Origin of the sequence: Xanthobacter flavus (assembly GCF_017875275.1) — a bacterium.
In the GTDB taxonomy this organism is placed as follows: Bacteria; Pseudomonadota; Alphaproteobacteria; order Rhizobiales; family Xanthobacteraceae; genus Xanthobacter; species Xanthobacter flavus_A.
This window is the reverse complement of the sequence record NZ_JAGGML010000001.1, coordinates 957901-980139: the sequence shown is the minus strand read 5'-3', so window position 1 is coordinate 980139 and position 22239 is coordinate 957901. Positions and strand designations below refer to the sequence as shown.

At 68.4% G+C, this 22239-nt stretch carries 21 protein-coding genes; 15 read left to right on the top strand and 6 right to left on the bottom strand.

The genetic code is table 11. The annotated features are described in order from the left end of the window. Positions 1–40: 40 nt before the first annotated feature. Together J2126_RS04760 and alr are read right to left on the bottom strand one after the other, a co-directional pair. A complete protein-coding gene (locus J2126_RS04760; RefSeq protein ID WP_348634232.1) occupies positions 41–1420 on the bottom strand; it encodes a D-amino acid dehydrogenase in 1380 nt (459 codons plus the stop codon). Continuing rightward, positions 1338–2477, bottom strand: a complete 1140-nt coding sequence (gene alr, locus J2126_RS04755; protein ID WP_209484444.1) for an alanine racemase — start codon at positions 2475–2477, stop codon at positions 1338–1340. The genes J2126_RS04760 and alr overlap by 83 nt, the downstream gene beginning before the upstream one ends. Positions 2478–2605: 128 nt before the next feature. Here alr and J2126_RS04750 point away from each other — a divergent pair, with 128 nt between their 5' ends. Further along, positions 2606–3082, top strand: coding sequence for an Lrp/AsnC family transcriptional regulator (locus J2126_RS04750; RefSeq protein ID WP_209484442.1), 477 nt, complete (start codon positions 2606–2608; stop codon positions 3080–3082). A 192-nt stretch (positions 3083–3274) separates the two neighbouring features. Here J2126_RS04750 and J2126_RS04745 read toward each other — a convergent pair whose 3' ends face one another. Continuing rightward, on the bottom strand, positions 3275–4066 hold the full coding sequence (locus J2126_RS04745; RefSeq protein WP_209484440.1) for an N-acyl homoserine lactonase family protein: 792 nt from the start codon (positions 4064–4066) through the stop codon (positions 3275–3277). A gap of 183 nt (positions 4067–4249) precedes the next feature. On the opposite strand from J2126_RS04745, the gene J2126_RS04740 reads away from it, so the two are divergent. The 6 genes from J2126_RS04740 (at position 4250) to J2126_RS04715 (ending at position 10067) form a co-directional block, all read left to right on the top strand. Continuing rightward, positions 4250–4639, top strand: coding sequence for a hypothetical protein (locus J2126_RS04740; protein ID WP_348634231.1), 390 nt, complete (start codon positions 4250–4252; stop codon positions 4637–4639). Then, a complete protein-coding gene (locus J2126_RS04735; RefSeq protein ID WP_245327204.1) occupies positions 4636–5520 on the top strand; it encodes an alpha/beta fold hydrolase in 885 nt (294 codons plus the stop codon). The genes J2126_RS04740 and J2126_RS04735 overlap by 4 nt, the downstream gene beginning before the upstream one ends. A gap of 29 nt (positions 5521–5549) precedes the next feature. Then, positions 5550–6767, top strand: coding sequence for an ABC transporter substrate-binding protein (locus J2126_RS04730; RefSeq protein ID WP_209484438.1), 1218 nt, complete (start codon positions 5550–5552; stop codon positions 6765–6767). A gap of 53 nt (positions 6768–6820) precedes the next feature. Then, complete coding sequence (locus J2126_RS04725) at positions 6821–8293, top strand: aldehyde dehydrogenase (protein WP_209484437.1); 1473 nt, start codon at positions 6821–6823, stop codon at positions 8291–8293. Beyond that, on the top strand, positions 8290–9171 hold the full coding sequence (locus J2126_RS04720) for an NAD(P)-dependent oxidoreductase (RefSeq protein WP_209484435.1): 882 nt from the start codon (positions 8290–8292) through the stop codon (positions 9169–9171). Before J2126_RS04725 ends, J2126_RS04720 begins: the two co-directional genes overlap by 4 nt. A gap of 137 nt (positions 9172–9308) precedes the next feature. After that, entirely contained in the window at positions 9309–10067 is a 759-nt protein-coding gene (locus J2126_RS04715) for an IclR family transcriptional regulator (protein ID WP_348634230.1), read from the top strand. 82 nt (positions 10068–10149) lie between these two features. On the opposite strand, the gene J2126_RS04710 is transcribed toward J2126_RS04715, so the two are convergent. Further along, positions 10150–11127, bottom strand: a complete 978-nt coding sequence (locus tag J2126_RS04710; RefSeq protein ID WP_209484431.1) for a tripartite tricarboxylate transporter substrate binding protein — start codon at positions 11125–11127, stop codon at positions 10150–10152. A gap of 253 nt (positions 11128–11380) precedes the next feature. On the opposite strand from J2126_RS04710, the gene tcuA reads away from it, so the two are divergent. After that, a complete protein-coding gene (tcuA, locus tag J2126_RS04705; protein WP_245327690.1) occupies positions 11381–12772 on the top strand; it encodes an FAD-dependent tricarballylate dehydrogenase TcuA in 1392 nt (463 codons plus the stop codon). Positions 12773–12782: 10 nt separating this feature from the next. Here tcuA and J2126_RS04700 read toward each other — a convergent pair whose 3' ends face one another. Next, complete coding sequence (locus J2126_RS04700; RefSeq protein WP_209484427.1) at positions 12783–13442, bottom strand: GntR family transcriptional regulator; 660 nt, start codon at positions 13440–13442, stop codon at positions 12783–12785. A 107-nt stretch (positions 13443–13549) separates the two neighbouring features. Here J2126_RS04700 and tcuB point away from each other — a divergent pair, with 107 nt between their 5' ends. Further along, the gene (gene tcuB / locus J2126_RS04695) at positions 13550–14668 is read left to right on the top strand and encodes a tricarballylate utilization 4Fe-4S protein TcuB (protein WP_209484425.1); all 1119 of its coding nucleotides are present in this window, start codon (positions 13550–13552) and stop codon (positions 14666–14668) included. A 30-nt stretch (positions 14669–14698) separates the two neighbouring features. Here tcuB and J2126_RS04690 read toward each other — a convergent pair whose 3' ends face one another. Next, positions 14699–16846: a TonB-dependent siderophore receptor gene (locus tag J2126_RS04690; protein ID WP_245327203.1), complete on the bottom strand. Its 2148-nt coding sequence runs from the start codon at positions 16844–16846 to the stop codon at positions 14699–14701. 463 nt (positions 16847–17309) lie between these two features. Here J2126_RS04690 and J2126_RS04685 point away from each other — a divergent pair, with 463 nt between their 5' ends. The 6 genes from J2126_RS04685 (at position 17310) to J2126_RS04665 (ending at position 22224) form a co-directional block, all read left to right on the top strand. Next, positions 17310–18149: an ABC transporter ATP-binding protein gene (locus J2126_RS04685; protein WP_348634229.1), complete on the top strand. Its 840-nt coding sequence runs from the start codon at positions 17310–17312 to the stop codon at positions 18147–18149. After that, positions 18146–19204, top strand: coding sequence for a FecCD family ABC transporter permease (locus J2126_RS04680; protein WP_209484419.1), 1059 nt, complete (start codon positions 18146–18148; stop codon positions 19202–19204). Before J2126_RS04685 ends, J2126_RS04680 begins: the two co-directional genes overlap by 4 nt. Next, positions 19201–20250 carry a FecCD family ABC transporter permease gene (locus J2126_RS04675; RefSeq protein WP_348634228.1) on the top strand — a complete coding sequence of 350 codons (1050 nt, stop codon included), beginning with the start codon at positions 19201–19203 and terminating at the stop codon, positions 20248–20250. Before J2126_RS04680 ends, J2126_RS04675 begins: the two co-directional genes overlap by 4 nt. Before the next feature lie 13 nt (positions 20251–20263). Continuing rightward, entirely contained in the window at positions 20264–21064 is an 801-nt protein-coding gene (locus J2126_RS04670) for an ABC transporter substrate-binding protein (RefSeq protein ID WP_245327202.1), read from the top strand. After that, the gene (locus tag J2126_RS25250; protein ID WP_245327201.1) at positions 21052–21219 is read left to right on the top strand and encodes a hypothetical protein; all 168 of its coding nucleotides are present in this window, start codon (positions 21052–21054) and stop codon (positions 21217–21219) included. Before J2126_RS04670 ends, J2126_RS25250 begins: the two co-directional genes overlap by 13 nt. Positions 21220–21336: 117 nt before the next feature. Continuing rightward, complete coding sequence (locus tag J2126_RS04665) at positions 21337–22224, top strand: MurR/RpiR family transcriptional regulator (protein WP_209484417.1); 888 nt, start codon at positions 21337–21339, stop codon at positions 22222–22224. Positions 22225–22239 lie beyond the last annotated feature (15 nt).

The following is a 22239-nucleotide window of genomic DNA, read 5'->3' as shown; positions in this document are numbered from 1 at the left end:
GGGCATGGCGGCCGTGGTCCCGATGGGACGCTCCCGGCCCTCAGCCGTAGCGCGAGAGGGCGAGGTCGGCGGCCTCAATGGCGGGCCGGCGGCCGTTGACCAGATCCGCCAGCACCGCGCCCGATCCGCAGGCCATGGTCCAGCCGAGCGTGCCGTGGCCGGCATTGATGTAGAGGTTCGGGCAGGAGGTGGCGCCGATGATGGGCGTGCCATCCGGCGTCATCGGCCGAAGGCCGGTCCAGAAATTGACCTCCCGGGTGTCCGCTGCTCCGGCGAACAAGTCGCCCACCGAGTGCAGGAGGGTGCTGCGGCGGGCGTCGTTGAGATCCCGGTTGAAGCCGGCGATTTCCGCCATGCCGCCCACGCGGATGCGCGAGCCGAGGCGGGTGATGGCGACCTTGAAGGTTTCGTCCATCACGGTAGAGACCGGCGCGCGGGCCTCGTCCATCACCGCCATGGTGATGGAATAGCCCTTCACCGGATAGATGGGCAGCCGCAGCCCGAGCGGCGCCAGCAGCGCCGGCGTGTAGCTGCCGAGCGCGGCGATGAAGAGATCGCCGACAATGTCGCCCGTGGCGGTCTCCACCGCCGTGACCCGGCCGGTCCTCTGGCCGCCCGCCTGCTTCAGCCCCCGAATGTCCACGCCGAAGCGGAAGGTGACGCCCATCCCGCGGCACAGCTCCGTCAGCGCCTCGGTGAACTTGAAGCAGTCGCCGGTCTCGTCACCGGGCAGGCGCAGGCCGCCGACGATGCGCTCCGCCGCCTGCGCCAGCCCCGGCTCGGCGGCGACGCAGCCGGCGCGGTCCAGCACTTCGAACGGCACGCCATCGGCGCGCAGCACCTCGATGTCCTTGGCGATGGCGTCGAGCTGCTTCTGCGTGCGGAACACCTGCAAAGTGCCCTGCATCCGCTCGTCATAGGCAATGCCGGTTTCGGCGCGCAGGTCGGCGAGGCGGTCGCGGCTGTATTCCGCAAGGCGCACCATGCGGCCCTTGTTCACCTTGTAGCGCTCGGACGTGCAGTTGCGCAGCAGGGCCAGCATCCAGCGCCAGGTGGCGGGATCCGCCGTGGGATGCAGGATCAGCGGCGCGTGCTTCATGAACAGCCACTTCAGCGCCTTCATCGGAACACCGGGCGCGGCCCAGGGCGAGGAATAGCCGGGCGAGACCTCGCCGGCGTTCGCGAAGCTGGTCTCCAGCGCCGGCCCGGGCTGGCGGTCGATGACGGTGACGGTGTGGCCGGCTTTCGCCAGATAATATGCGGAGGTGACGCCGATGACGCCGGCTCCGAGCACGACGATGTTCATGGGGCTTCTCTTTGCAATGCGGTGGCGCGCCTCAACGGTAGCGGCGGCGGTAGCGGCGGCCGAGCTGGGTGAGCAGTTCGTAGGAAATGGTCCCGGCGGCGGTCGCGAGTTCATCGAGGCTCTGATGGGGCCCGATCAGTTCCACGAGCGCGCCTTCGACGAGCGCGCCTTCGGGCAAAGCGCTGGCATCGACGATGAGGCTGTCCATGGAGACGCGGCCGACCATGGGCAGGCGCACCCCCTCGAACCACGCCGCGCCCCGGTTGCCCAGGCAGCGCGGCAGGCCATCCGCATATCCGACGGCGAGGGTGGCGAGGCGCATCGGGGAGGTCGCCACGAAAGCGCCCCCGTAGCCGATGCGGGCGCCGACCGGCACGCTCCGCGTCTGGATCACCCGCACATCGAGCCGCACCACGGGACGCATGGGGTTCTCGCGGGCCGCCGTCGGTGCGCCGCCATAAAGCGCAATTCCCGGCCGCGCCAGCGCGCCGTGATAGTCCGCGCCGAGGAAAGCACCGCCGGAATTGGCGAAGGATACCAGGGCATCGGGAAACGCCGCCGCGATGGCGCGCAGGACGCGCAGCTGATCGTCGTTCTGGGGATTGTCCGGCTCGTCCGCGCTGGCGAGATGGCTCATGATGGCGCGGATGTCGAGGGTGTCGGCGAGGCCGTCGCGGATGATGGCCTCCGCATCGGTGGGCGCCATGCCGAGCCGGGACATGCCACTGTCGAACTGCAGCACGGCAGGTAGCTTCTCGCCCCGCGCAGCCGCCGTGCCCGCCCAGCGCGCCAACTGGCTAAGGCTGTTGATCACGGGGATGATGCCCGCCGCCGCGCATGTCCCCTCCGAACCGGGCATGAGGCCGTTCAGCACGTAGAGGTGGGGCTCGGCTTCGCCCGGCGAACCATGCGCTTCGCGCAGCGTCGGCAGCAGCTCCAGCGCTTCGCCGAGATGGGCGACGAAGAAATCCCGACAGCCGGCGGCGATCAGCTCGGGCACCACATCCAGCGCACCAAGGCCGTAGGCATTCGCCTTCACCACCGCCGCGGCGCGGGCGGGCGCGACTTGCGCGCGCAGCAGGCGGTAATTATCGGTCAGCGCGCCGCAATCGATGGTGAGCACGCCACCCGCCGCCTCGCCGGTGTCGATATGTGAGATCGTTCCGTGCATCGTCCGCCCTCTCGCGACCGACAGCAAAGCTAGCGCAAAGACCGCGCACAATCCGGGCTTTGTGCGCGCGATAACTTGGTTATGATCGCCCGGATGAAAAAATCAGGCAGAGTTTGAAAGAATCGCGCATGCGCAGCCTGGACGCCATCGACCAAGCCATCCTTCGCCAGCTGCTGCTGAACGCGCGCATCAGCACCACCGATCTCGCGGCCGAGGTCGGCCTGTCCCCATCCTCCTGCCTGCGACGCATACGCATTCTGGAAACCAGTGGGGCCATCAAGGGCTACACGGCCATCGTCGATCGCGGCGCTGCGGAAGCCGGCATGTCGGTGATGGTGGACATCACCCTCGAACGGCAGACCGAGGACTTCCTCCGCCGGTTCGAGAACGCTGTGCGCAAGTATCCGGAAGTCCGCGAGTGCTACCTGATGACGGGCGGCGCGGACTATCGCCTGCGGGTCGAAGTGGAGACCGCCGGCGATTTCGAGCGCGTGCACACGGATATTCTCTCCACCCTGCCGGGGGTGCGGCGCATCCATTCCAGCTTCGCCATCCGCAACGTGCTCGCCACCCGCGCCCGTCCACGGCGCGGCGGAGCCGCCTGAGGAGCCGGCAGGACGCCAGAGGGTCAATGCGGGGCGGCGAAGTCGGCGTCCACGTGCACGCATCTGGTCGGGCATGTTGCCCTGGGCCGTCGGCAAGTTTTCGAAGGCGTGCCGCCTTTTGCGGTCAAGCTTGGGCGCAGATGAATGCCCCGCACGGGCGCCGGCCGTCCGGTGCGCTCTCGAAGCCTGTTTTCAGCCAATCCTCGGCAAGTGGAGCGCGACGGTCTCGCCCGCGCTGCCTTCCACGGCCGGATAGAGCGCGCGGACCCTCGGGTCGTGGCCCGGCACGATCATCTCCTCGTGCCCGTTCGCCAGCACCCGCGCGCGCCCCCAGCCGGCGGCCATGTCGCCGACATTGAAGACGATGGGGAAGGGCAGGCCGTCCTGCATGTTGGCGTAGAAGTGGCTGGCGTCACTGGCGAGCACCAGCGGGCCGCGCGCGGTCTCGACCCGCACCATCTGCAGGCCGTCTGTGTGGCCGCCGACATGGTGGACGCTGACGCCGGGCGCGACCTCCCCGTCACCGGTGTGGAAGTGTACCCGGCCGGCGTAAAGCGCGCGCACCATCTTCACCACATCCTCCACATCGAATGCGTGGCGCATGCAGGCGACGCACATGTGCCGTCCGGTGGCGAAGCCCATCTCGCGTTCCTGAAGGTGGAAGGTGGCCTTCGGAAACAGGTCGAGGTTGCCGGCGTGGTCGTAATGGAGGTGGGTGATGATCACGTCCTCCACCTCGGCAGGATCGCAGCCGAGATCGCCATAGGCCGTCGCCACATCCCGAAGGATTCGGCGTCCCCGTGCGGGCGTGCCGACCTTCGCGAAGCCGGTGTCCACCGCGATCAGCCGGCTGCCGCTGCGCAGGAGCCAGACGTAGAAATCGAGTGGCATCGGCGTATCGTGCGGATCGCCCGCGCCGATGAAATTCATGCCGCGCGTGCGCTGCTGATCGCCATAGCGCAGGGCATAGACCTCCCACTGCATCTCGTTCCCTCCCGATCCCCGGTTCTGTGCCGGGCGGTTTCGTCGTGAGCCTCGGTCACACGGGCGTCTGAGACTTGCTTATCGGACCCGGCGAAGCCGCTTGCCAGCGGATCGTCTCTCTGTATATTCAACTTACAAAAAAGAACAGATGTTCTGTCTAACAGAACAATAGGGAGGGTTCTGGTGGATCCCGATGACCATGTGGCGGCGCGGCTCGCCCGCCTGCCGGCGCTGTTGGAAGGCATGCCCGCCCTTCAGCAGCGCGGCCGCTTTCTGTCCACGGAATGCCTCGTGGGGCTTCCCGGCCGGGCCTTCCGCTTGCGGATCGCGCAGGGCCGCATCGTGCAGATGGACGAGGCGCCGCGCGTGATGGCGAACTGGCGCTTCGCCTACCGCGCCACCCCCGAGGCGTGGAGCGCGTTCTGGCAGCCCATGCCAAAGGCGGGCTGGCACGACCTTCTGGCGCTGACCAAGCGCGGGGCGGCGACGCTGGAGGGAGACCTTCACCCCTTCATCGCCAACCTCCAGTACTTCAAGGACCTTCTGGCGCTGCCGCGGGAGGCACGGGCATGAGCATGACCGTTCCCGCGACCATCGAGCCCCAGATCGAACCCATGGTCGGGCGCTATGTAACCTTCCCCATCGAAGGCCGCCCGCACCGCGTCTATTTCGAGGAGGCCGGTGCCGGCATCCCGCTCGTCTGCCTGCACACGGCGGGTTCGGATGGACGCCAGTGGCGCCACCTTCTGGCCGACGCCGAGATCACGCGGCACTTCCGCGTCATCGCCTTCGATCTGCCGTTCCACGGCAAGTCCAACCCGCCCGAGGACTGGGACGGCACGGAATATCGCCTCACCACGGCGGCCTACACCTCCACCATCCGCGCCTTCTGCGGTGCGCTCGGACTTGAGAAGCCGGTGGTGATGGGCTGCTCCATCGGCGGGCGCATCGTGCTCAACCTCGCCATCGATCACGCGGCGGAGTTTTCCGCGCTGATCGGCCTCGAGGCCGCGGATTTCCAGCAGCCCTGGTACGACACGGAATGGCTCAACCGACCCGACGTGCACGGCGGTGAAGCCTGCGCGGCGCTGGTTTCCGGCCTGATGTCGCCTGATGTGCCCCCGGCGCGGCGCATGGAAACGCTGTGGCATTACAAGCAGAGCGGGCCGGGCGTCTTCAAGGGTGACCTCTATTTCTACCGCGTCGATGGCGATCTGCGTGGCCGCACCGCCGCCATCGACACCAATGTCTGCCCGCTCTACCTGCTCACGGGCGAATACGACTATTCCTGCTCCCCAGACGACACGCTCCGCGCCGCCCGCACTATCGCCGGCGCGCAGGTGACGGTGATGGAGCGCCTCGGCCACTTCCCGATGAGCGAGAACCCCGAGCAGTTCCGCCGCTACATCGCTCCCGTCCTCGACGAGGTGCGGGCGCGTGCCGGTCAATCATGACCAACGATAATTCGCGAGGAGACGCCAGAATGAACACAACGAAAAAGAGGTTCGCCGCCGCCGCGCTCGGTATGGCGCTCGCCGCAGCTCCGGTCGCTGCCCGTGCGGCAGACGACGTGATCCGCATCGGCATCCTGAACGACCAGTCCGGCGTGTTCGCCGACAATGGCGGGCGCGGTTCGGTGGTCGCCGCCAGGCTCGCGGCGGAAGACTTCGCCAACGAGGTCATCGGCCAGCGCATCGAGATCATCGACGCCGACCACCAGAACAAGGCGGACATCGCCTCCGCCACTGCCCGCAAGTGGTTCGATACCCAGGGCGTGGACCTGATCGCGGACGGTGCGGCCTCCTCGGCCGGCTTCGCGATCCTGGAGGCGGCCAAGGAACGCAAGAAGATCTTCATCGTGAACGGCCCGGCCTCGTCGGACTTCACGGGCAAGGCCTGCTCGCCCTATTCCTTCCACTTCACCTACGACACCTACGCCCTCGCCAAGATCACCAGCCAGGCCATCACCAAGGCCGGCGGCAAGAGCTGGTACTTCATCACGGCGGACTACGCCTTCGGCCACGCGCTCCAGCGCGACGCCACCAAGTTCATCGAGGCGGCGGGCGGCAAGGTTGTGGGGCAGGCGGCCCATCCGCTCGGCACCAACGATTTCTCCTCCTTCCTCCTTCAGGCGCAGGCATCGAAGGCCAACGTGGTCGGCCTCGCCACCTCGGGCCGCGACGTGCAGACCGCCATCAAGCAGGCGGGTGAGTTCGGCATCGTCGAGGGCGGGCAGAAGCTCGCCGGCCTCCTCGTCTTCATCACCGACGTGAAGGCGCTGGGCGTGAAGGCGGCGCAGGGCCTTCAGGTGACCACCTCCTTCTACTGGGATCTAACCGACGAGACCCGCGCCTGGACCAAGCGCTTCCAGGCCCAGATGGGCGGGCGCGTCCCCTCCATGATCCATGCCGGCGTCTACAGCGGCGTGAAGCACTATCTCGCGGCGGTGAAGGCGCTCGGCAACAAGGATGGCGAGAAGGTCGCCGCCAAGATGCACGAGATGAAGGTCAACGACATGTACAACAAGGATGTCGTGATCCGTCCGGACGGCCGCGTGCTCCACGACATGTACCTGATGCAGGTGAAGACGCCGGCTGAGTCGAAGTACGAGTTCGACTATTACAAGACGGTCGAGCGCTTCCCCGGCTCCGAATCCTACCGCCCGCTGAGCGAAAGCGAGTGCCCGCTCGTCAAGCGCTGATCCGTATCGCCGGGCCCGCGCACCGCGCGGGCCGGCTCCCCTGCGAGAACCCCATGTCCCCATTGCCCTTCTTCGTGTCCGGAAAGTCCGTCACGGGCACCGGCCCCACCTTCGTCTCGCGCAATCCCGCGACGGGCGAGGTGAATTACGAGCTCTCCGCCGCCTCCGCCGCTGATGTGGACGCGGCCGTCGCATCGGCCCAGCAGGCCGTGCGGTCGGCGGCCTGGCGGAACATGCGGCCCCACGAGCGCGCCCGCATCATCGCCCGCATCGCCGACGGCATGGCCGCCAATGCTGATGAGCTGGCTGCCATCCAGATGCGCGAGAACGGCAAGGTCATCGCCGAGTGCCGCACCCAGGTGGCGAGCGCCATCGCGACCTTCCGCTACTTCGCGGCGGTGTGCGAGACGCTCGGCTCCGAGGTCACGCCGGCGCGCGGCGACTACATGTCCATGACGGTCTATGAGCCCATGGGCGTCATCGCCGCCATCACCCCCTGGAATTCGCCGCTCACCATGGAGGCGCAGAAGGTGGCCCCGGCGCTCGCCGCCGGCAACGCCATCATCGTGAAGCCCTCCGAGGTGACGCCCACCGCTGCCATCCTCGTCGCCCGCATCGCCGCGGAAGCGGGCCTGCCCCCGGGTATCCTGAATGTGGTGACCGGCCTCGGCGGCGACACCGGCGTCGCGCTGGTGCAGCATCCGGGCGTGCGCATGGTGTCCTTCACCGGCGGCACCGGCACCGGGCGCGCAATCGGCCGTATCTGCGCCGACCGGCTCATTCCTGCCGCGCTGGAACTCGGCGGCAAATCGCCGAACATCGTCTTCGAGGATGCCGATCTCGAAGCGGCGGTGGCCGGCGTCATGGGCGGCATCTTCGAGGGCTCCGGCCAGTCCTGCGTCGCCGGCTCGCGCCTGTTCGTGCAGAGGTCGGTCTACAATGCCTTCGTGGATCGCCTGAAGGCGAAAACCGAGGCGCTGGCGGTGGGCATGCCCACGGAGCCGGCCTCGAAGATGGGACCGCTCGCCTCCTTCCCCCACCGTGACCGGGTGGAAAGCATGGTGGACGTGGCCCGCAAGGAGGGCGGCGACATCATCGTCGGCGGTCGCCGTCCCGATGCGGATGCGCTCGCCAACGGCGCCTTCTATCTACCCACCCTCATCGGCGGGCTGACCAATGCGGCGCGGGTGGCTCAGGAGGAAATCTTCGGCCCCGTGCTGGTGATCCTGCCCTTCTCCGACGAAGCGGACCTCGTCGCCCAGGCCAACGACAGCGTCTACGGCCTCGCCTGCGGCATCTGGACGGCCGACTACCGGCGCGCCTGGCGCGTGGCGCGGGCCATCGAGGCCGGCACCATCTGGATCAACACCTACAAGCAGCTTTCCGTGGCGACGCCGTTCGGCGGCTTCAAGGAAAGCGGCATCGGCCGCGAGAAGGGCATTTCCGGCGTCCGCCTCTATCAGCAGGCGAAGGGCATCTATTGGGACATGGGCAAGCTGGTGCCCGAGGAAGGCATGGGACAATGAGCGGCAGCGTCGGTTTCATCGGGCTCGGCGTCATGGGCGAGCCCATGTGCCGCAACCTCGCGCAGAAGAGTGGACGGCCCGTGGTCGGCTTCGACCGGGCGGACGCGCCGCTGGAGCGGCTCGCCGCCTTCGGGGTGACCCGCGCGCAGAGCCTCGCCGATCTGGCAGCGGCGTGCGACGTCATCTTCATGGCCCTGCCCAGCGGCGCCCATGTGGAAGCCGTGACCCTCGGCGCTGATGGCCTCCTCGCCCATGTCCGTCCGGGACAGGTGATCGTCGATCTCGGCACCTCGCCGGTGGAGTTGACGCGGGACATTGCGTCGAAGGTCGTCGCGGCCGGCGCCCGCTATGCCGACGCGCCCATCGCGCGCACCCGGCAGGCGGCCGAGGCGGGCACGCTCTCCATCATGGTGGGCGCGGACGAGCCGACCTTCGACCTCGTGCGACCGCTGCTCGCGACCTTCGCCAGCGACATCACCCATTGCGGGCCGATCGGGGCGGGACAGATCGTCAAGATCCTCAACAACATGGTTCTGGTTGAGACGGTCGTGGCGCTGAGCGAGGCGATGGCCACGGCCACGCGCGCGGGCGTCGATGGCAAGCTCCTGTTCGAGACCCTGATGAAGGGCTCGGCCGACAGCTTCGCCCTGCGCAACCACGGCATGAAGGCCGTGGTGCCGGACACCTTCCCGGAGCGCGCCTTCTCCACCACCTACGCCCGCAAGGACATCAGCTACGCGCTGTCCCTCGCGCAATCGGTGGGGCTCAAGCTGCAAGGGGCGGAACTCGCCGACCGACTGCTGGAGAAGACGCAGGCCGAAGGCTTCGGCGATCTCTACTGGCCCGTGGTGAGCCGCATCGTCGCCAAATCAAGCTGACGGCGGAGGCGGGCGCGTCGGCGCGCCTCTTGCCCGGTGGGGATGGTCCGGCGCGGCGGGAGCGTTCCAATTGCCGGCCGCTTCTGCAATCATCCATCGCCCGCCCGGCGCAGTCGGCGGGCGTACTGGAGATGCGTGTGTCCGAGTCCAAGACCCCCGGTCAGCCCGATGGCGGCGGCGTCGCCGCCGTCGAACGGGCGCTCAGCATCGTCAGCGCGCTGGAGCGCGCGAACGGTCCCGTCAGCCTCGCGGACCTCTCCCGCCTGACGGGGTTCTACAAGAGCACCATCCTCCGCCTCATGGCGTCGCTGGAAGGCAACGGCTATGTCACGCGCCTGCGCGATGGCGGCTATGATCTGGGGCCGGCTGCCTTCCGGCTCGGCATTGCCTATGAGCGGCGCAACGGGCTGCGCGGCCATGTGCTGCCGGTTCTGCAGGAACTGGTGGATCGCGGGACCGAAAGCTCGTCGTTCCATGTCCGGCAGGATGCCGGCCACCGCCTGTGCCTGTTCCGCGTGGATTCGCGCCATGCGACGCTGGACCGGGTGGCGGCGGGCGATGTTTATCCCATTCGGGTGGGAGCGGGCGGACATGTCCTCCTTGCCTTCGACGGCGAGGCCGGTCCGCGTTACGACGCCATCCGCTCCGAAGGCTGGGCGCTCTCGCAGGGCGAGCGCGATCCCGCCTGCGCGGCGGTTGCTGCCCCGGTGTTCGGCCCCACCGGCCTGTTCGGCACCCTCTCCCTGTCCGGCCCGCGCGAGCGCTTCTCGCCCGAGCGGATCGCGGCCATGCGCGCAGAGCTACTGCCGCAGGCGGAGAGACTGACCCGCACCCTCGGCGGCACCTGGCCGGCCTTTCAGCATCCCGCCGGAACGGCCGAGCGCGGCGCCGCCTGAGGGAAAGCGACACCGCGCCCGGTTCACGGCCCGACAATCGCATCCCGGTCCGCGCAGAACGCGGACCGGGAGCGGGAAGACCTCACTTCAGGGACGCGCCGGAAGCCTTCACCGCGGCGGCCCACTTGCCGCTCTCTTCCTGCATGAAGCGCGCAAACTCGGCCGGCGTGCTGTTGACCACATCGCCACCGAGCTGCTCGATGCGGCGGCGCATGTCCGGCTCCGCGACGATCTTCGACACGTCGGTGTAGATTTTCTCGACCAGCTCCGGCTTGATCTTCGCGGGCGCCAGCAGGCCGAACCAGGTGGCGGCCTCGAAATCCTTTACGCCGGCCTCGGCGAAGGTGGGCACCTGCGGCAGCGCGCTGATGCGGCGGTTATGGGCGACGGCGATCGCCTTAACCTTGCCGCTCTCGATGAGCGGAATGACCGCCGTCGCGGTCGCGAGCATCATCTGCACCTGGCCGCCCATGAGATCGGTGAGGGCCGGCGCGTCGCCCTTGTACGGCACGTGGGTGATGCCGCTCTTGGTGGCGATCTTGAACAACTCGGCCGACAGGTGCTGCGCGGTGCCGATGCCGGGGGAGGCGTAGTTCACCTTGTCCCCCTCCTTGGCGAGCCAGGCGAGGAATTCCGACATGTTGGAGGCAGGCACCTGCGGGCTCACCACCAGAACCAGCGGCACCTTGGTGACGAGGGTGATCGGCGCGAAGTCCTTCACCGCGTCGAAGGTCAGGCCGGGATAGAGGTGCCCCGAGATCGTGTGGGCCGAGGTGGTCATGTAGAGGAGGTAGCCGTCCGCCGGCGCCTGCGCGACCGTCCGGGCCGCGATGGTGGTGCCGGCTCCGGCGCGGTTGTCCACGACCACCGCCTGTCCCCAGGCGCCCGTGAGCTTTTCGGCGACCGCCCGGGCCACCACGTCGGTAGCGCCCCCGGCGGCATACGGGACGATCATCGTCACCGGCCGCGCCGGATAGGTCTCGGCCGACGCAGGGCCGGAGAGGGCAATGCAACTCGCGAGGCAACCGGCGAGGGCGGCCATCGTGCTTCGGAACGACATGTTTCCTCCTGAGCCGCACCGCGCGGCAAATCGTTCTGTTAGACAGAACTATTATTCTCTTTTATAACCGTCGCGAATTTGCATCCCCCCGTCAAGGGGGGCGCTTGACGCGAACAATAAACGCGCGCAGATATCTGCGCACGACTGTATACAATAGAATGCAATGCATGGCGCGAAGGCGTCGGGACGGGTGGAGGGGCGGATGACGGGAGTGCGAGCCGAAGCGCAGACGGCGGCTGAAGCCTCCGCTTTGCTGGGCCGCCGCTGGGACGTGCTCGTGGTGGGCGGCGGCAACGCGGCCCTGTGCGCGGCCATCGCGGCGCGGCGGGACGGCGCGTCGGTTCTCGTCCTGGAGATGGCGCCGCGCTTCTATCGCGGCGGCAACACCCGCCACACCCGCAACATGCGCTGCGCCCACGACACCGCCACCGATACGCTCACCGGCCCCTACACCGAGGACGAGTTCTGGGACGACCTGAAGCGCGTCACCCAGGGCCATACGGACGAGGAACTGGCCCGCTTCATGATTGCCCAGTCCAAGGACATGCTGGGCTGGATCACCGAGCAGGGCGTGCGGTTCCAGCCCTCCCTCGGCGGCACGTTGAGCCTCGGGCGCACCAATTCCTTCTTCCTCGGCGGCGGCCGCTCGATGCTGAACGCGCTGTACCAGACCGCCGAGCGGCTCGGCGTGGAGGTGCTGTACGACGCCGAGGTGGTGGACCTCGACATCGACAACGGCTTCTTCCTCGGTGCCCATGTCAAGCATGGTGGCGCGCGCCACACGGTGCGCGCGGGCGCCCTCGTCGCGGCGGCCGGCGGGTTCGAGGCCAATATCGACTGGCTGAAGGAGTATTGGGGGCCGCCGGCGGAGAATTTCCTCATTCGCGGTACGCCCTACAACCGGGGCACCATGCTGCGGATGCTGCTGGACAAGGGCGTGAAGGCGGTGGGCGATCCCACCCAGTGCCACGCGGTGGCCATCGATGCGCGCGCCCCCAAGTTCGATGGCGGCATCATCACCCGGCTCGACTGCGTGGTGTTCGGCATCGTGATGAACAACAAGGCCGAGCGCTTCTATGACGAGGGCGAGGATTTCTGGCCCAAGCGCTACGCCATCTGGGGCCGCCTCGTCGCCCAGCAGCCGGATCAGATCGCCTACATCGTGTTTGACGCCAAGTCGCTCACCTCCTTCATGCCCTCGCTCTATCCGCCCATCAGCGCGGCGACGCCGGAGGAGCTGGCGGGGAAGCTCGGGCTCGACCCGGAGGCTTTCGCCGCCACCATCTCGCGATTCAACGGGTCCATTGTGCCCGGCGGCAGCTTCGACCACACGGTCCTCGACGACTGCCGCACGGAGGGCCTCACCCCGCCCAAGACCCATTGGGCGCGGCCCATCGATACCGCGCCGTTCTATGCCTATCCGGTGCGGCCGGGCATCACCTTTACCTATCTCGGCGTGCGCGTGGACCGCGAGGCGCGGATGCAGATGGCCGACGGCTCCAAGGCGGCCAACATGTTCGCCGCGGGCGAGATCATGGCGGGCAACGTGCTCGGCCGCGGCTATGCCGCGGGCATCGGCATGACCATCGGCAGCGTGTTCGGCCGCTGCGCCGGCACCGGGGCGGCCCGCAGTGTGCGCAATTAGCCGGAGCGGCTCAGTCGAGCTGCATCAGCGCCAGCCGCGCCTCCTGCGCATGCTGGATGTGCAGCCGCGCCGCCCGCTCGGCGGCGTCCGGATCGCGGGCGGCGATGGCGGCCACGATGGCGGCATGCTCACGCACTGCCAGCGGTCCGCGCTCGGCCAGCTGGAAGGTGGTGCCCGGCAGCAGGGCGAGGGCGTCGCTCAGCTCGTCCAGCATGCGGACCAGGTAGCGGTTGTGGGCGGCGTCCACGATGGCGGAATGAAAACGGCGGTTCAGCTCGGCCAGCCGGTCCGCATCGCCGAACGCCGTCTCGAAGGCGGACGAGAGGCGGTCGAGCATGGCGATCTCGCTGGGCGCGGCGTGCTGGGCGGCGAAGCGGGCGGCCGAGCCTTCCAGCACCTCGCGCATGGCGTAGAGCTCAAGGGTCTGGGGGCGGGAGATGGTGGCCACCACCAGTCCGGCCGGCGTCGCCTCGATCAGCCCGCGCGCGGTGAGCCGCGTCAGCGCCTCGCGCACCGGCGTTCGGCTGACGCCCAGCGCCCGCGCCACCTGCTCCTCGCGCACGCGCTCGCCGCGCCGGAGGGCCCCGGCCCGGATATCCTCCTTCAGCCGCTCGTAGACGCGCTGCGCGCGGGAGAGGCCGTCGTCTCCTTGAGCCGTCGCATCCGCCATTGCGCTCCTCCCCGCTGTCCGGTGCGCGCCGCGCGCCGGTCCTTGAAGGGAGTACGGCTGTGCGCAGCTGTATGCAAGACAACTCACACAACAAGGAAGAATTCCAGATGAACGCGCACAGCTCGCCGCTGGAGGAAGCGGCCCGGCTCATGACGGTCTGCAATTCGTGCCGCTATTGCGAGGGCCTGTGCGCCGTGTTTCCGGCCATGGAGATGCGTCGGGCATTCTCGGCTGGCGATCTCAACTATTTGTCGAACCTCTGCCATTCCTGCGGCGCGTGCTATTTTGACTGCCAGTTCTCGCCGCCGCACGAATTCAATGTGAACGTGCCGCGCACGCTCGCCGAGGTGCGCAACGATTCCTATGCCCATTATGCGTGGCCGCGTCCGCTCGCCGGCCTGTTCCGGCGCAACGGCCTCGTCGTGGCCCTCATAACCGCCGCGTCGGTCGCCGCCTTCCTCGGCGGGTTCATGGCCTTCAATGATCCGGCTGTGATGTTCGGCGCGCATGTGGGGCCGGGCGCCTTCTTCCGCCTCATGCCGCACAATGCCATGGTGGCGCTGTTCGGCGGGGTGTTCCTCTACGCCTTGCTGGCCCTGTTCATGGGCCTGCGCGCCTTCTGGCGGGACATGGAAAACGGCAAGCCCCTGCCGCCCGATGCGCCCTCCCTCTGGCAGGCCATGAAGGATGCGGGCCAGCTGCGCTATCTGGATGGCGGCGGCGTGGGCTGCATGAACGAGGACGAGAAGCCCACCGACAATCGTCGGCTGTTCCACCATTTCACCTTCTACGGCTTCGCCTTGTGCTTCGCCGCGACCTCGGTGGCGACCCTCTACCATTATCTGCTGGGCCGCATGTCGCCCTATCCGTGGTGGGACCTGCCGGTGGTGCTCGGCACCCTCGGCGGCATCGGCCTGGTGATCGGGCCGGCCGGGCTGTTTCTGGCGAAGAAGGCGCGTGATCCCATGATGATGGACGACACGCGCCGGGGCATGGACGCGGCCTTTCTCGCCATGCTGTTCGGCACCGCGCTCACCGGCCTCGCGCTTTTGGTGCTGCGCGCGACGCCGGCCATGGGGACGATGCTCGCCATTCACCTCGGCTTCGTCTTTGGCTTCTTCCTGACCATGCCCTACGGCAAGTTCGTCCACGGCCTCTACCGTTTCGCCGCGCTGGTGCGCTACGCCAAGGAGCGGCGGCTGGAGGCACATGCGGCTGGCGAATAATCAGAGGCTCGCTGCCGTCCGGCCGGGGGGTCAGAACTTCAGCCGGGCGGAGAGGGTTGCCTCGAACGGGGCACCGATGGCGACGCCGAGATTGTTGGTGCCGATGGACGAGACGTAATAGGTCGTGTCGAACAGGTTTTTCACATTGAGCTGCACGGTCAGCGGCGTCACCGCCCAGGGCGTGGGCTGGGGGATGGTGTAGGCGACCATGGCGTCGAACACCACATAGCCCGGCAGCCAGAAAGTGTTGGCGGCCGATCCGGGCGCCTCGCTCTGGCCATGGAAGCCGCCGCCCACCTTCAGGGAATTTTCGCCCCAGACCTTGCCGAAATCATAGGTCGCGAACAGCGAGAAGGTGTGTGACGCGACGTTGGCCGGGACGTTGCCCGCATATTGCGGATCCTCGACGATCTTCGCATCCGTGTAGCCGTAGCTGGCGATGACGTTGATCTGCTCGGTCACGGCGCCGGAAATGTCGAACTCGAAGCCCCGCGAGCGCACCTTTCCGGCGGTGCGGGCGAAGGTCTCGCCATTGATGACCTCGTTATAGAGCACGTTCTCCTTCTCGATGTTGAAGACGGCGACGGTGCCCGTCAGCCCCTTAAGCACCTCGAATTTCATGCCCGCCTCGTAGGACACGCCGGTCTCCGGCGGCAGCGAGCCGATCTCGCTGGCGATGGAGATCTGCGGCACGAATGAGGTGGCGTAATTGGCGTAGAAGGAGAGCTTGTCGGTGGCCTTGTAGACCACGCCCGCCCGGGGCATGAACTCGCCGCCTTCGGCATCTGTGTTGAGGTTGAAGGGGCGGCCCTTGCCGGCGGTCTGGGTGTACCAGGCATAGCTGCCGCCGGCGACGACGATCCACTGGTCGGTCAGGTAGACCGCATCCTGCGCATAACCACTGTAGAGGGTCTGGTTGGCCCGCTGGTCGCTGTCGGCGGCGGAGACGGTGGTGCAGGCGGGCAAGGTGCCGTACACCGGGTGGTAGATGTTGAAACCCTTGACGTTCTTGCAGCGGATCATGTCCGTGCGCAGCACGTCGTAGTCGTTCACATTGGCGCCGAACAGCAGCTCGTTCTTCATGCCCGCGATCATGACCGTGCCGGTGAGGTCGGCGCGCAGGTTGTTGTCGTGCTGGGTGGAATCCTGGGTCGCGTCGGCCCGCCGCGTGAGGATGCCGGTGGCTGGATCGTAGGCGATCACGCGGGCCTGGTTGTCCTCATAGACGTCCTGGCTCCAGGCGTAGTTGACCTTCAGCTTCCAGGCGTCGTTGAAGGCATGCTCGACGCCCGCGAGCACGAGGTCGGACGTGCCGTTGGTGACGTTATAGGGCTCGTCGAAGCGGATGCGCCGGTCCACGGGCACGGCCTTGCCGGTGTTGAGATCGAAGATGGTGCCGCGGTCGAACGGCACGGAATATTCGCGGTGGGTGTAGGCGAGGGTCGCCGTGGTGTTCTCGCCGTACCAGGCCAGCGACGGGGCAAGGATGTTCTGCTCGATGTCGCCGAAGTTGCGCCAGTAGTTCTGGTCCTGCCACTCGCCGATGAAGCGGAAGGCGAGGCCCGTGCCGTTGATCGGACCCGTGACGTCGAAATCGCCGGTACCGCCGCCGAAGCTGGAGATCGAGCCGTTGAGATAGGCGTTGAAGGTCTCCTGCGGCTTCTTGGTGATGACGTTGATGATGCCGCCCGGCTCCTGGATGCCGTAGAGGGTGGAGGCCGGCCCCTTCAACACCTCCACCCGGTCGGTGGTGGCGTTGAAGCTGCGGGGCAGCACGGTGCGCAGTCCGTTCGTCAGCACGCCGCCGTCGCGATTGTCGCCGAAGCCGCGGCGGATGAAGGCATCCTGCGTGCCGCCGAGGGTGTTGGCGACGGTCACGTTCGAGATGTTCTGCAGCACCTGTTCGAGGGTGGTGGCGTTCTGGTCCTGGATGACGTCCTGCGTCACCGTGTTGATGGCCGCCGGAATATCCAGCACGGGCATCTGGGTGAGGGTGGCGGTTGAGGTGGTGATGGTCTGGTAGCCCACCACGACGCCGTCGCCGCGCTCGGCATTCACCACGATGGTCGGAAGGTCCGTGTCGGTGGCCGGAAGGTCCCAGGCGGGCGGCGGGGCCGTTTGCGCGGAAGCGCCGTCCGCCGCGAACGGGGCGAGCGCCAGCAGGGAGGCGGAGAGCATCAGGCGTGCGCGCGACGGCAATGAAGAAATCATCTGTCCCAAAATCCCGGTCCGACGCGCGGCCGCATGAACTTCGCCGCGCGGTGTCGGACCGAGTTCCTCAAAATGTGCTGTAGTAGTAAAATCTGGAAAGCGTCCAATGCCTCAGGGTGAAGGGGATGCTTCATCGAAGCCGAATGGCGCAGTGATTGCAAACGGGGTCAATTTCACGACCAAAGCGCATGGAAGTGGCGTGTTGTCAGGCGTTGTCCCCGCTGGGCAGATCACATTCAAATTATTCCAATATTAAAATGACGCTCCGGACGTGATGTGTATTGGCCACATGATTTGCGTCTGTTCAAATATGCGCTGGCTTTTGGCGCCGTCACGGTTTGACTACTACAGGGCCGCGCGGGAGAGGGAAGGGGCCTGAGAGGCACGCGCTTTCCGAATGTGGAGGCTGCGACGGCGTGGGAGCGGAGCGGTGCAGAATTGGGTGCGGGCGGATGCGGTCACGGACCCGGATGCCGTCCGCCTGCGCGTCGCCGACCTGAAGGCCGGCTATGGCCAGCGCCTCGTCGTGGACGGGGTGAGCTTCACTGTCGCCGCCGGCCGCATGACGGCGCTCATCGGCCCCAACGGCTCCGGCAAGTCTACGCTCCTCGCCACCATGGCCCGGCTGCTCCAGCCCATGGGCGGAACGGTTCTGCTCGACGGCCGGGCCGTGCACGGGCAGCCGACGCGGGTGCTGGCGCGGGAGCTGGGCATCCTGCCGCAGAGCCCGCTGGTGCCGGAGGGGCTCACCGCCTACGAACTCGTCTCGCGCGGGCGCCATCCGCATCAGGGCTTCCTCAGCCAGTGGAGCGATAAGGACGCCGCCGCCGTGGATGCCGCCATGGGCCTCACCGGCACCAGCGATTTCGCCGGGACGCCGGTCGCCGCGCTCTCCGGTGGCCAGCGCCAGCGCTGCTGGATCGCCATGGCCATGGCGCAGGAAACCTCGGTGATCCTGCTGGATGAACCCACCACCTTCCTGGACCTGCGCTATCAGGTGGAGGTGCTCGACCTGCTCGCCCGCCTCGCCCATGCGCACGGCCGCACCGTGGTGGTGGTGCTGCACGATCTCAACATGGCCGTCGCTTATGCCGATACGGTGCTCTGCCTGAAGGACGGCCGCATTCGCGCCGTGGCGGGAGAGGGGCGGAGCCTTTCGGCGGCGGATGTGGCCGACATTTTCGGCCTTGAGGTGGAGGCGGTGCCGCATCCGCGCACCGGCAAGCCGGTGTTCGTCCCGCTCGGGCCTTCCGGGGGAGGGCAGCGTTGAGCATTGCCGCCACACCCTCCGCCGTCGCCGGCGTCCGCCTTCGCGCGGCGCGCCCCCTGCTCGTCGCCTGCGGGCTCGGGCTGCTGGTCGCCGGGCTGTCCGTCTCGCATCTCGGCTTCGGGGCGCGGGCGATTCCGGCTTCGACGGTGGTGCGGGCGCTGGTCGCCTTCGATGCGGACAGCTTCGACCATAACGTCATCGTGGAATTGCGGCTGCTGCGCCTGCTGGCTGCGCTCGCGGTGGGCGCGGGCCTCGGCCTTACCGGTGCGCTGATCCAGTCGGTCACGCGCAACCCGCTGGGCGAGCCCCATGTGCTTGGGCTGAACGCCGGTGCGGCCCTGGCGGTGGTCTCGACGCTGACCCTGTCGCCGCTGCTCGGAGGGGGGCTGCCTGCGTCCGCGCTCGCTGCCATCCGCCCGCTGGTGGCGGGGCTCGGCGCAACACTGCTGTGCGCGCTTGTCCTTGCCGCGGCCTCCCTCGGCCGCACAGGGCTGACGCCGTTGAAGGTGACACTCTGCGGCGTCGCGTTCTCCGCCTTCGCCGCCGCGCTCACCTCCGCCCAGCTGCTGCTGGACGACCAGACGCTCGCCACCGTGCGCCTGTGGCTCGCCGGCGACCTCTCCGGCCTCAGCTACGGCGGGCTGTGGGCCGCGCTGCCTCCGGCCGCCGTTGGCCTCGGGCTGGCCCTTGTGCTGGCGCGGCGGCTCGATGCGCTGGCCATGGGCGATCAGGTGGCGGCCGGGCTCGGCATAGATGTGGCGCGCACCCGCCTCGCCGCGCTCGTCTCCGCCGGCCTGCTCTGCGGCGCGGCGGTGTCGCTGGCCGGCCCCATCGGCTTCGTCGGGCTGGTGGTGCCCCATGCGGTCAAGGCGCTGGGCGTGCGCGACATGCGGCTCGTGCTGCCGCTGAGCGCGCTTGCCGGCGCGGCGCTGCTGGTGGCGGCGGACCTTGCCGCGCGCAGCCTGTTCGCGCCCCGCGAACTGGCGACCGGCATCGTCACCGCGCTGGTGGGCGTGCCGGTCTTCATCGCCCTCGCATCGCGGCGGCGGCCGTGAGCGCCCTGGCCCGCGCGGCGGGCTACCGGCAAGTGCGGGTGGGGCCGCTGAGCCTGCGTGTGCGGCCGCGCGCGGCTGCGGCGGCGATGGTTGTTCTCATCCTGATCGCGGGCGGGGCGGCCTTCGCCCTCGCGACCGGCAGCCTGCCCATCCCCCTCGACCGGGTGCTGGCCGCCATTCTTGCTCGCGACGTACCGCCCGACGTGGCCCATGTGGTGACCGGCGTGCGCCTGCCGCGGGTGGTGCTCGCGCTGCTGGCCGGCGCCATGCTGGGCCTGTCCGGCGCCGCCTTGCAGGCGCTGACGCGCAATGGCCTCGCCGATCCCGGCCTCGTGGGCATCAAGGAAGGTGCGAGCCTCGCGGTGCTGGCGCTGATCCTCGCCGCGCCGGCGCTTGGCCCCGGCTGGCGCCTGCCGGCGGGAATGGCGGGTGGGCTCGCCGTCGCGCTGGTGGTGGTGCTCGTCGCCCGCGACTTGTCCGGGGTGCGCTTCGTTCTGGTGGGCATCGGCGTGTCGTGGCTGCTCGCCTCGGCGCTGCTCGTGTTCATCACAACCGCCGACATCAACGATGTCGAGACGGCCCTCGTCTGGCTCGCGGGCAGCCTCCATGCCGCCGAATGGACGCTGATCCCCGCCCTTGCGCTGTGGGGTGTGCTGGGCGCGGTCCTCCTCTTCGCCACCGCCCGCGCCGCCGACGCGATGCTGCTGGGCGATGCGGCCGCAAAAGGTCTCGGGGTGCGTCTGCGGCTCGCGGGTGCGCTTGGGCTCGCGGCGCCGGTGCTGATGACGGCGGCGGCGGTCTCCTGCGTCGGCAGCCTTGGCTTCGTGGGGCTCATCGCGCCGCATATGGCGCGGCTGGTCATCGGAGGCGGACAGGCCGCCGTGCTCGCCGCCAGCGGGCTGATCGGCGCGGCGCTGGTGCTGCTCGCGGATACGGCGGGCCGGCTCGCCTTCGCCCCGCTGCAGATCCCCGCCGGCATCGTGATGACCCTTGCCGGCGTTCCGCTCTTCCTCTTCCTGCTGTGGCGGCGACGGGACCAGATATGACCGGACCGAACCGATGACTGCTCTGCTCCGCTTCGCCGTTCTGGCGCTTGTCATCGCCTGCGTCTCCGCACCGGCCCATGCCCAGACGCGGGCCTTCACAGACGATCTCGGCCGGACGGTGCAGGTGCCGGTCCGCCCCCAGCGCATCGTGTCCCTGCACGATCTCGACATCACCCTGCCGCTGATCGAACTCGGCGTGACGCCGGTGGCGAGCCATGGCCGGGTGCGGCCGGATGGCACGCGCTTTCTCAGGGCGGGCAAGCTGCTCACCGGCGTCGATTTCGACACCGCGCCCATCGCCTTCGTCGGTGCCAATGCAATCGACATCGAGGCAGTGGCGGCGGCGAAGCCCGATCTCATCATCACCTCGCCCACACGCGACACGCCGGTGTCGCAGCTGGAGCGCATCGCACCCACCGTGAGCATCGAGCATCTGAAGGGAGGACCGGCGGCGATCTACGGCAAGCTCGCGGACCTCACCGGCACCGGCGCGCGGCTGGCCGCCCTTCAGGCGCGCTACGCGGCGCAAATCGCCCAGCTGCGCAGCCTCGTGGACACCGGCAGCCTCAGCGTGGTGAGCTTCCAGGCGAACCAGGGCAAGATCACGCTCTTCCACACCGACCGCGCCCTTGGCCGGGTGCTCCGCGATGCCGGATTCCGCTTCCCGAAGATCGTCGAGGCCATGTCGGAGGGCGACCGCATGGATGTCAGCGCGGAGCGCCTGCCGGATCTGGAGGCCGACCTCGCCTTCGGCACCTTCCGCTCCGATCTCGGCCACGGGCCGCGACGGAGATGGCCGACATGGAGAAGGTGATGCCCGGCTGGTGCCGCCTGATGAAGGCCTGTCGCGACGGCCGCTACGTGCTGCTGCCACGGGACGAGACCATCTCCAACACCTATGCCGCCCTCAATCTCGTGGCGGCGGTGGTGGAAGCCGAGGTCATCCGGCTCAAGGTCGCCCGACGCTAGCGGGAAGACGCACTTCGGAGCCGTTCCAAACATCTGCCGCCACATGGAAAACGGGCTGTGGCTGTGCCAGCATGCTCCTCGTTTTCGAGGCATGGGCGGGGCAGGACCGGCAGGGGGATGACGGCACAGGGACGCAAGGCCAGGGTGGATCGCTTCGGCGAGCGCCTGCGCAGCCGGGGCGCCAGCCTCTCCCCGCAGCTGAAGGTGGTGGCCGACTATATCAACGAGAACCGCCGCACGGCGCTTGGCCAGTCGGCGCTGGAGATCGCGGCGGAAACCGGAACGTCCGACGCCACCGTCATCCGCGCCGTGCAGGCACTCGGCTTCGACGGACTGAAGGATCTCAAGCGCACCCTTGCCGGCTTCCTCGGTGGCGTCGTCTCCTCGGCCGACAAGATGACCTCCACCACGGAGCAGCTCGCTCGCGACGTGGATGCTTCCATCGATTTCGTCCGGGCCGGTCATATCGCCGGCATCGAGCAGGTCACGAGCGCGGAAAACCGCCGCGCCATCGCCAATGCCATCGCGCTGATGCGGGAGCGCGCCGGCATCGGCATCTTCGGCATCGGCGCGTCCGCCATCCTCGCCGACTACGCAGCGCGGCTGCTGATGCGCAACGGGCGGCACGCCTATGCGCTCAACCGCACGGGCATCGCGCTTGGCGAGCAGTTGCTCGCCATGCGCCGGGGAGACGTGCTCATCATGATGGGGCAGGCGAGCGCCCACCGCGAGGGCGTCGCCGCGCTGGAGGAGGCGCGCCGGCTGGAGGTGCCGATGATCCTGCTCACCGGCGCCGCCTCGCCCGCCTTCGGCAAGCAGGCGCAGGTGGTGGTGAAGGTTCCGCGGGGCAAGTCGGAGACCGTTCCCCTGCACGGCGTGGTCCTGGCCTGCCTGGAGATGATCGTGTTCGGCCTCGCGGCGGCGGAGCCGGAGCGCTCGCTGCAGTCGCTGGAGCGGCTGCATGTGCTTTACGAGGACATCCGCCGCCCCCCGCGGGGAACCTAGGCCGCTGACCGGCGA

Coding starts and splice junctions, on each gene's coding strand:
- J2126_RS04720 (WP_209484435.1), top strand. CDS start 8,290: ATGAGCGGCAGCGTCGGTTTCATCGGGCTCGGCGTCATGGGCGAGCCC.
- J2126_RS04730 (WP_209484438.1), top strand. CDS start 5,550: ATGAACACAACGAAAAAGAGGTTCGCCGCCGCCGCGCTCGGTATGGCG.
- J2126_RS04725 (WP_209484437.1), top strand. CDS start 6,821: ATGTCCCCATTGCCCTTCTTCGTGTCCGGAAAGTCCGTCACGGGCACC.
- J2126_RS04665 (WP_209484417.1), top strand. CDS start 21,337: ATGACGGCACAGGGACGCAAGGCCAGGGTGGATCGCTTCGGCGAGCGC.
- J2126_RS04700 (WP_209484427.1), bottom strand. CDS start 13,442: ATGGCGGATGCGACGGCTCAAGGAGACGACGGCCTCTCCCGCGCGCAG.
- alr (WP_209484444.1), bottom strand. CDS start 2,477: ATGCACGGAACGATCTCACATATCGACACCGGCGAGGCGGCGGGTGGC.
- tcuB (WP_209484425.1), top strand. CDS start 13,550: ATGAACGCGCACAGCTCGCCGCTGGAGGAAGCGGCCCGGCTCATGACG.
- J2126_RS04750 (WP_209484442.1), top strand. CDS start 2,606: ATGCGCAGCCTGGACGCCATCGACCAAGCCATCCTTCGCCAGCTGCTG.
- J2126_RS04760 (WP_348634232.1), bottom strand. CDS start 1,420: ATGAACTCGCGACCGCCGCCGGGACCATTTCCTACGAACTGCTCACCC.
- J2126_RS04710 (WP_209484431.1), bottom strand. CDS start 11,127: ATGTCGTTCCGAAGCACGATGGCCGCCCTCGCCGGTTGCCTCGCGAGT.
- J2126_RS04745 (WP_209484440.1), bottom strand. CDS start 4,066: ATGCAGTGGGAGGTCTATGCCCTGCGCTATGGCGATCAGCAGCGCACG.
- J2126_RS04690 (WP_245327203.1), bottom strand. CDS start 16,846: ATGCTCTCCGCCTCCCTGCTGGCGCTCGCCCCGTTCGCGGCGGACGGC.
- J2126_RS25250 (WP_245327201.1), top strand. CDS start 21,052: ATGGAGAAGGTGATGCCCGGCTGGTGCCGCCTGATGAAGGCCTGTCGC.
- J2126_RS04670 (WP_245327202.1), top strand. CDS start 20,264: ATGACTGCTCTGCTCCGCTTCGCCGTTCTGGCGCTTGTCATCGCCTGC.
- J2126_RS04735 (WP_245327204.1), top strand. CDS start 4,636: ATGAGCATGACCGTTCCCGCGACCATCGAGCCCCAGATCGAACCCATG.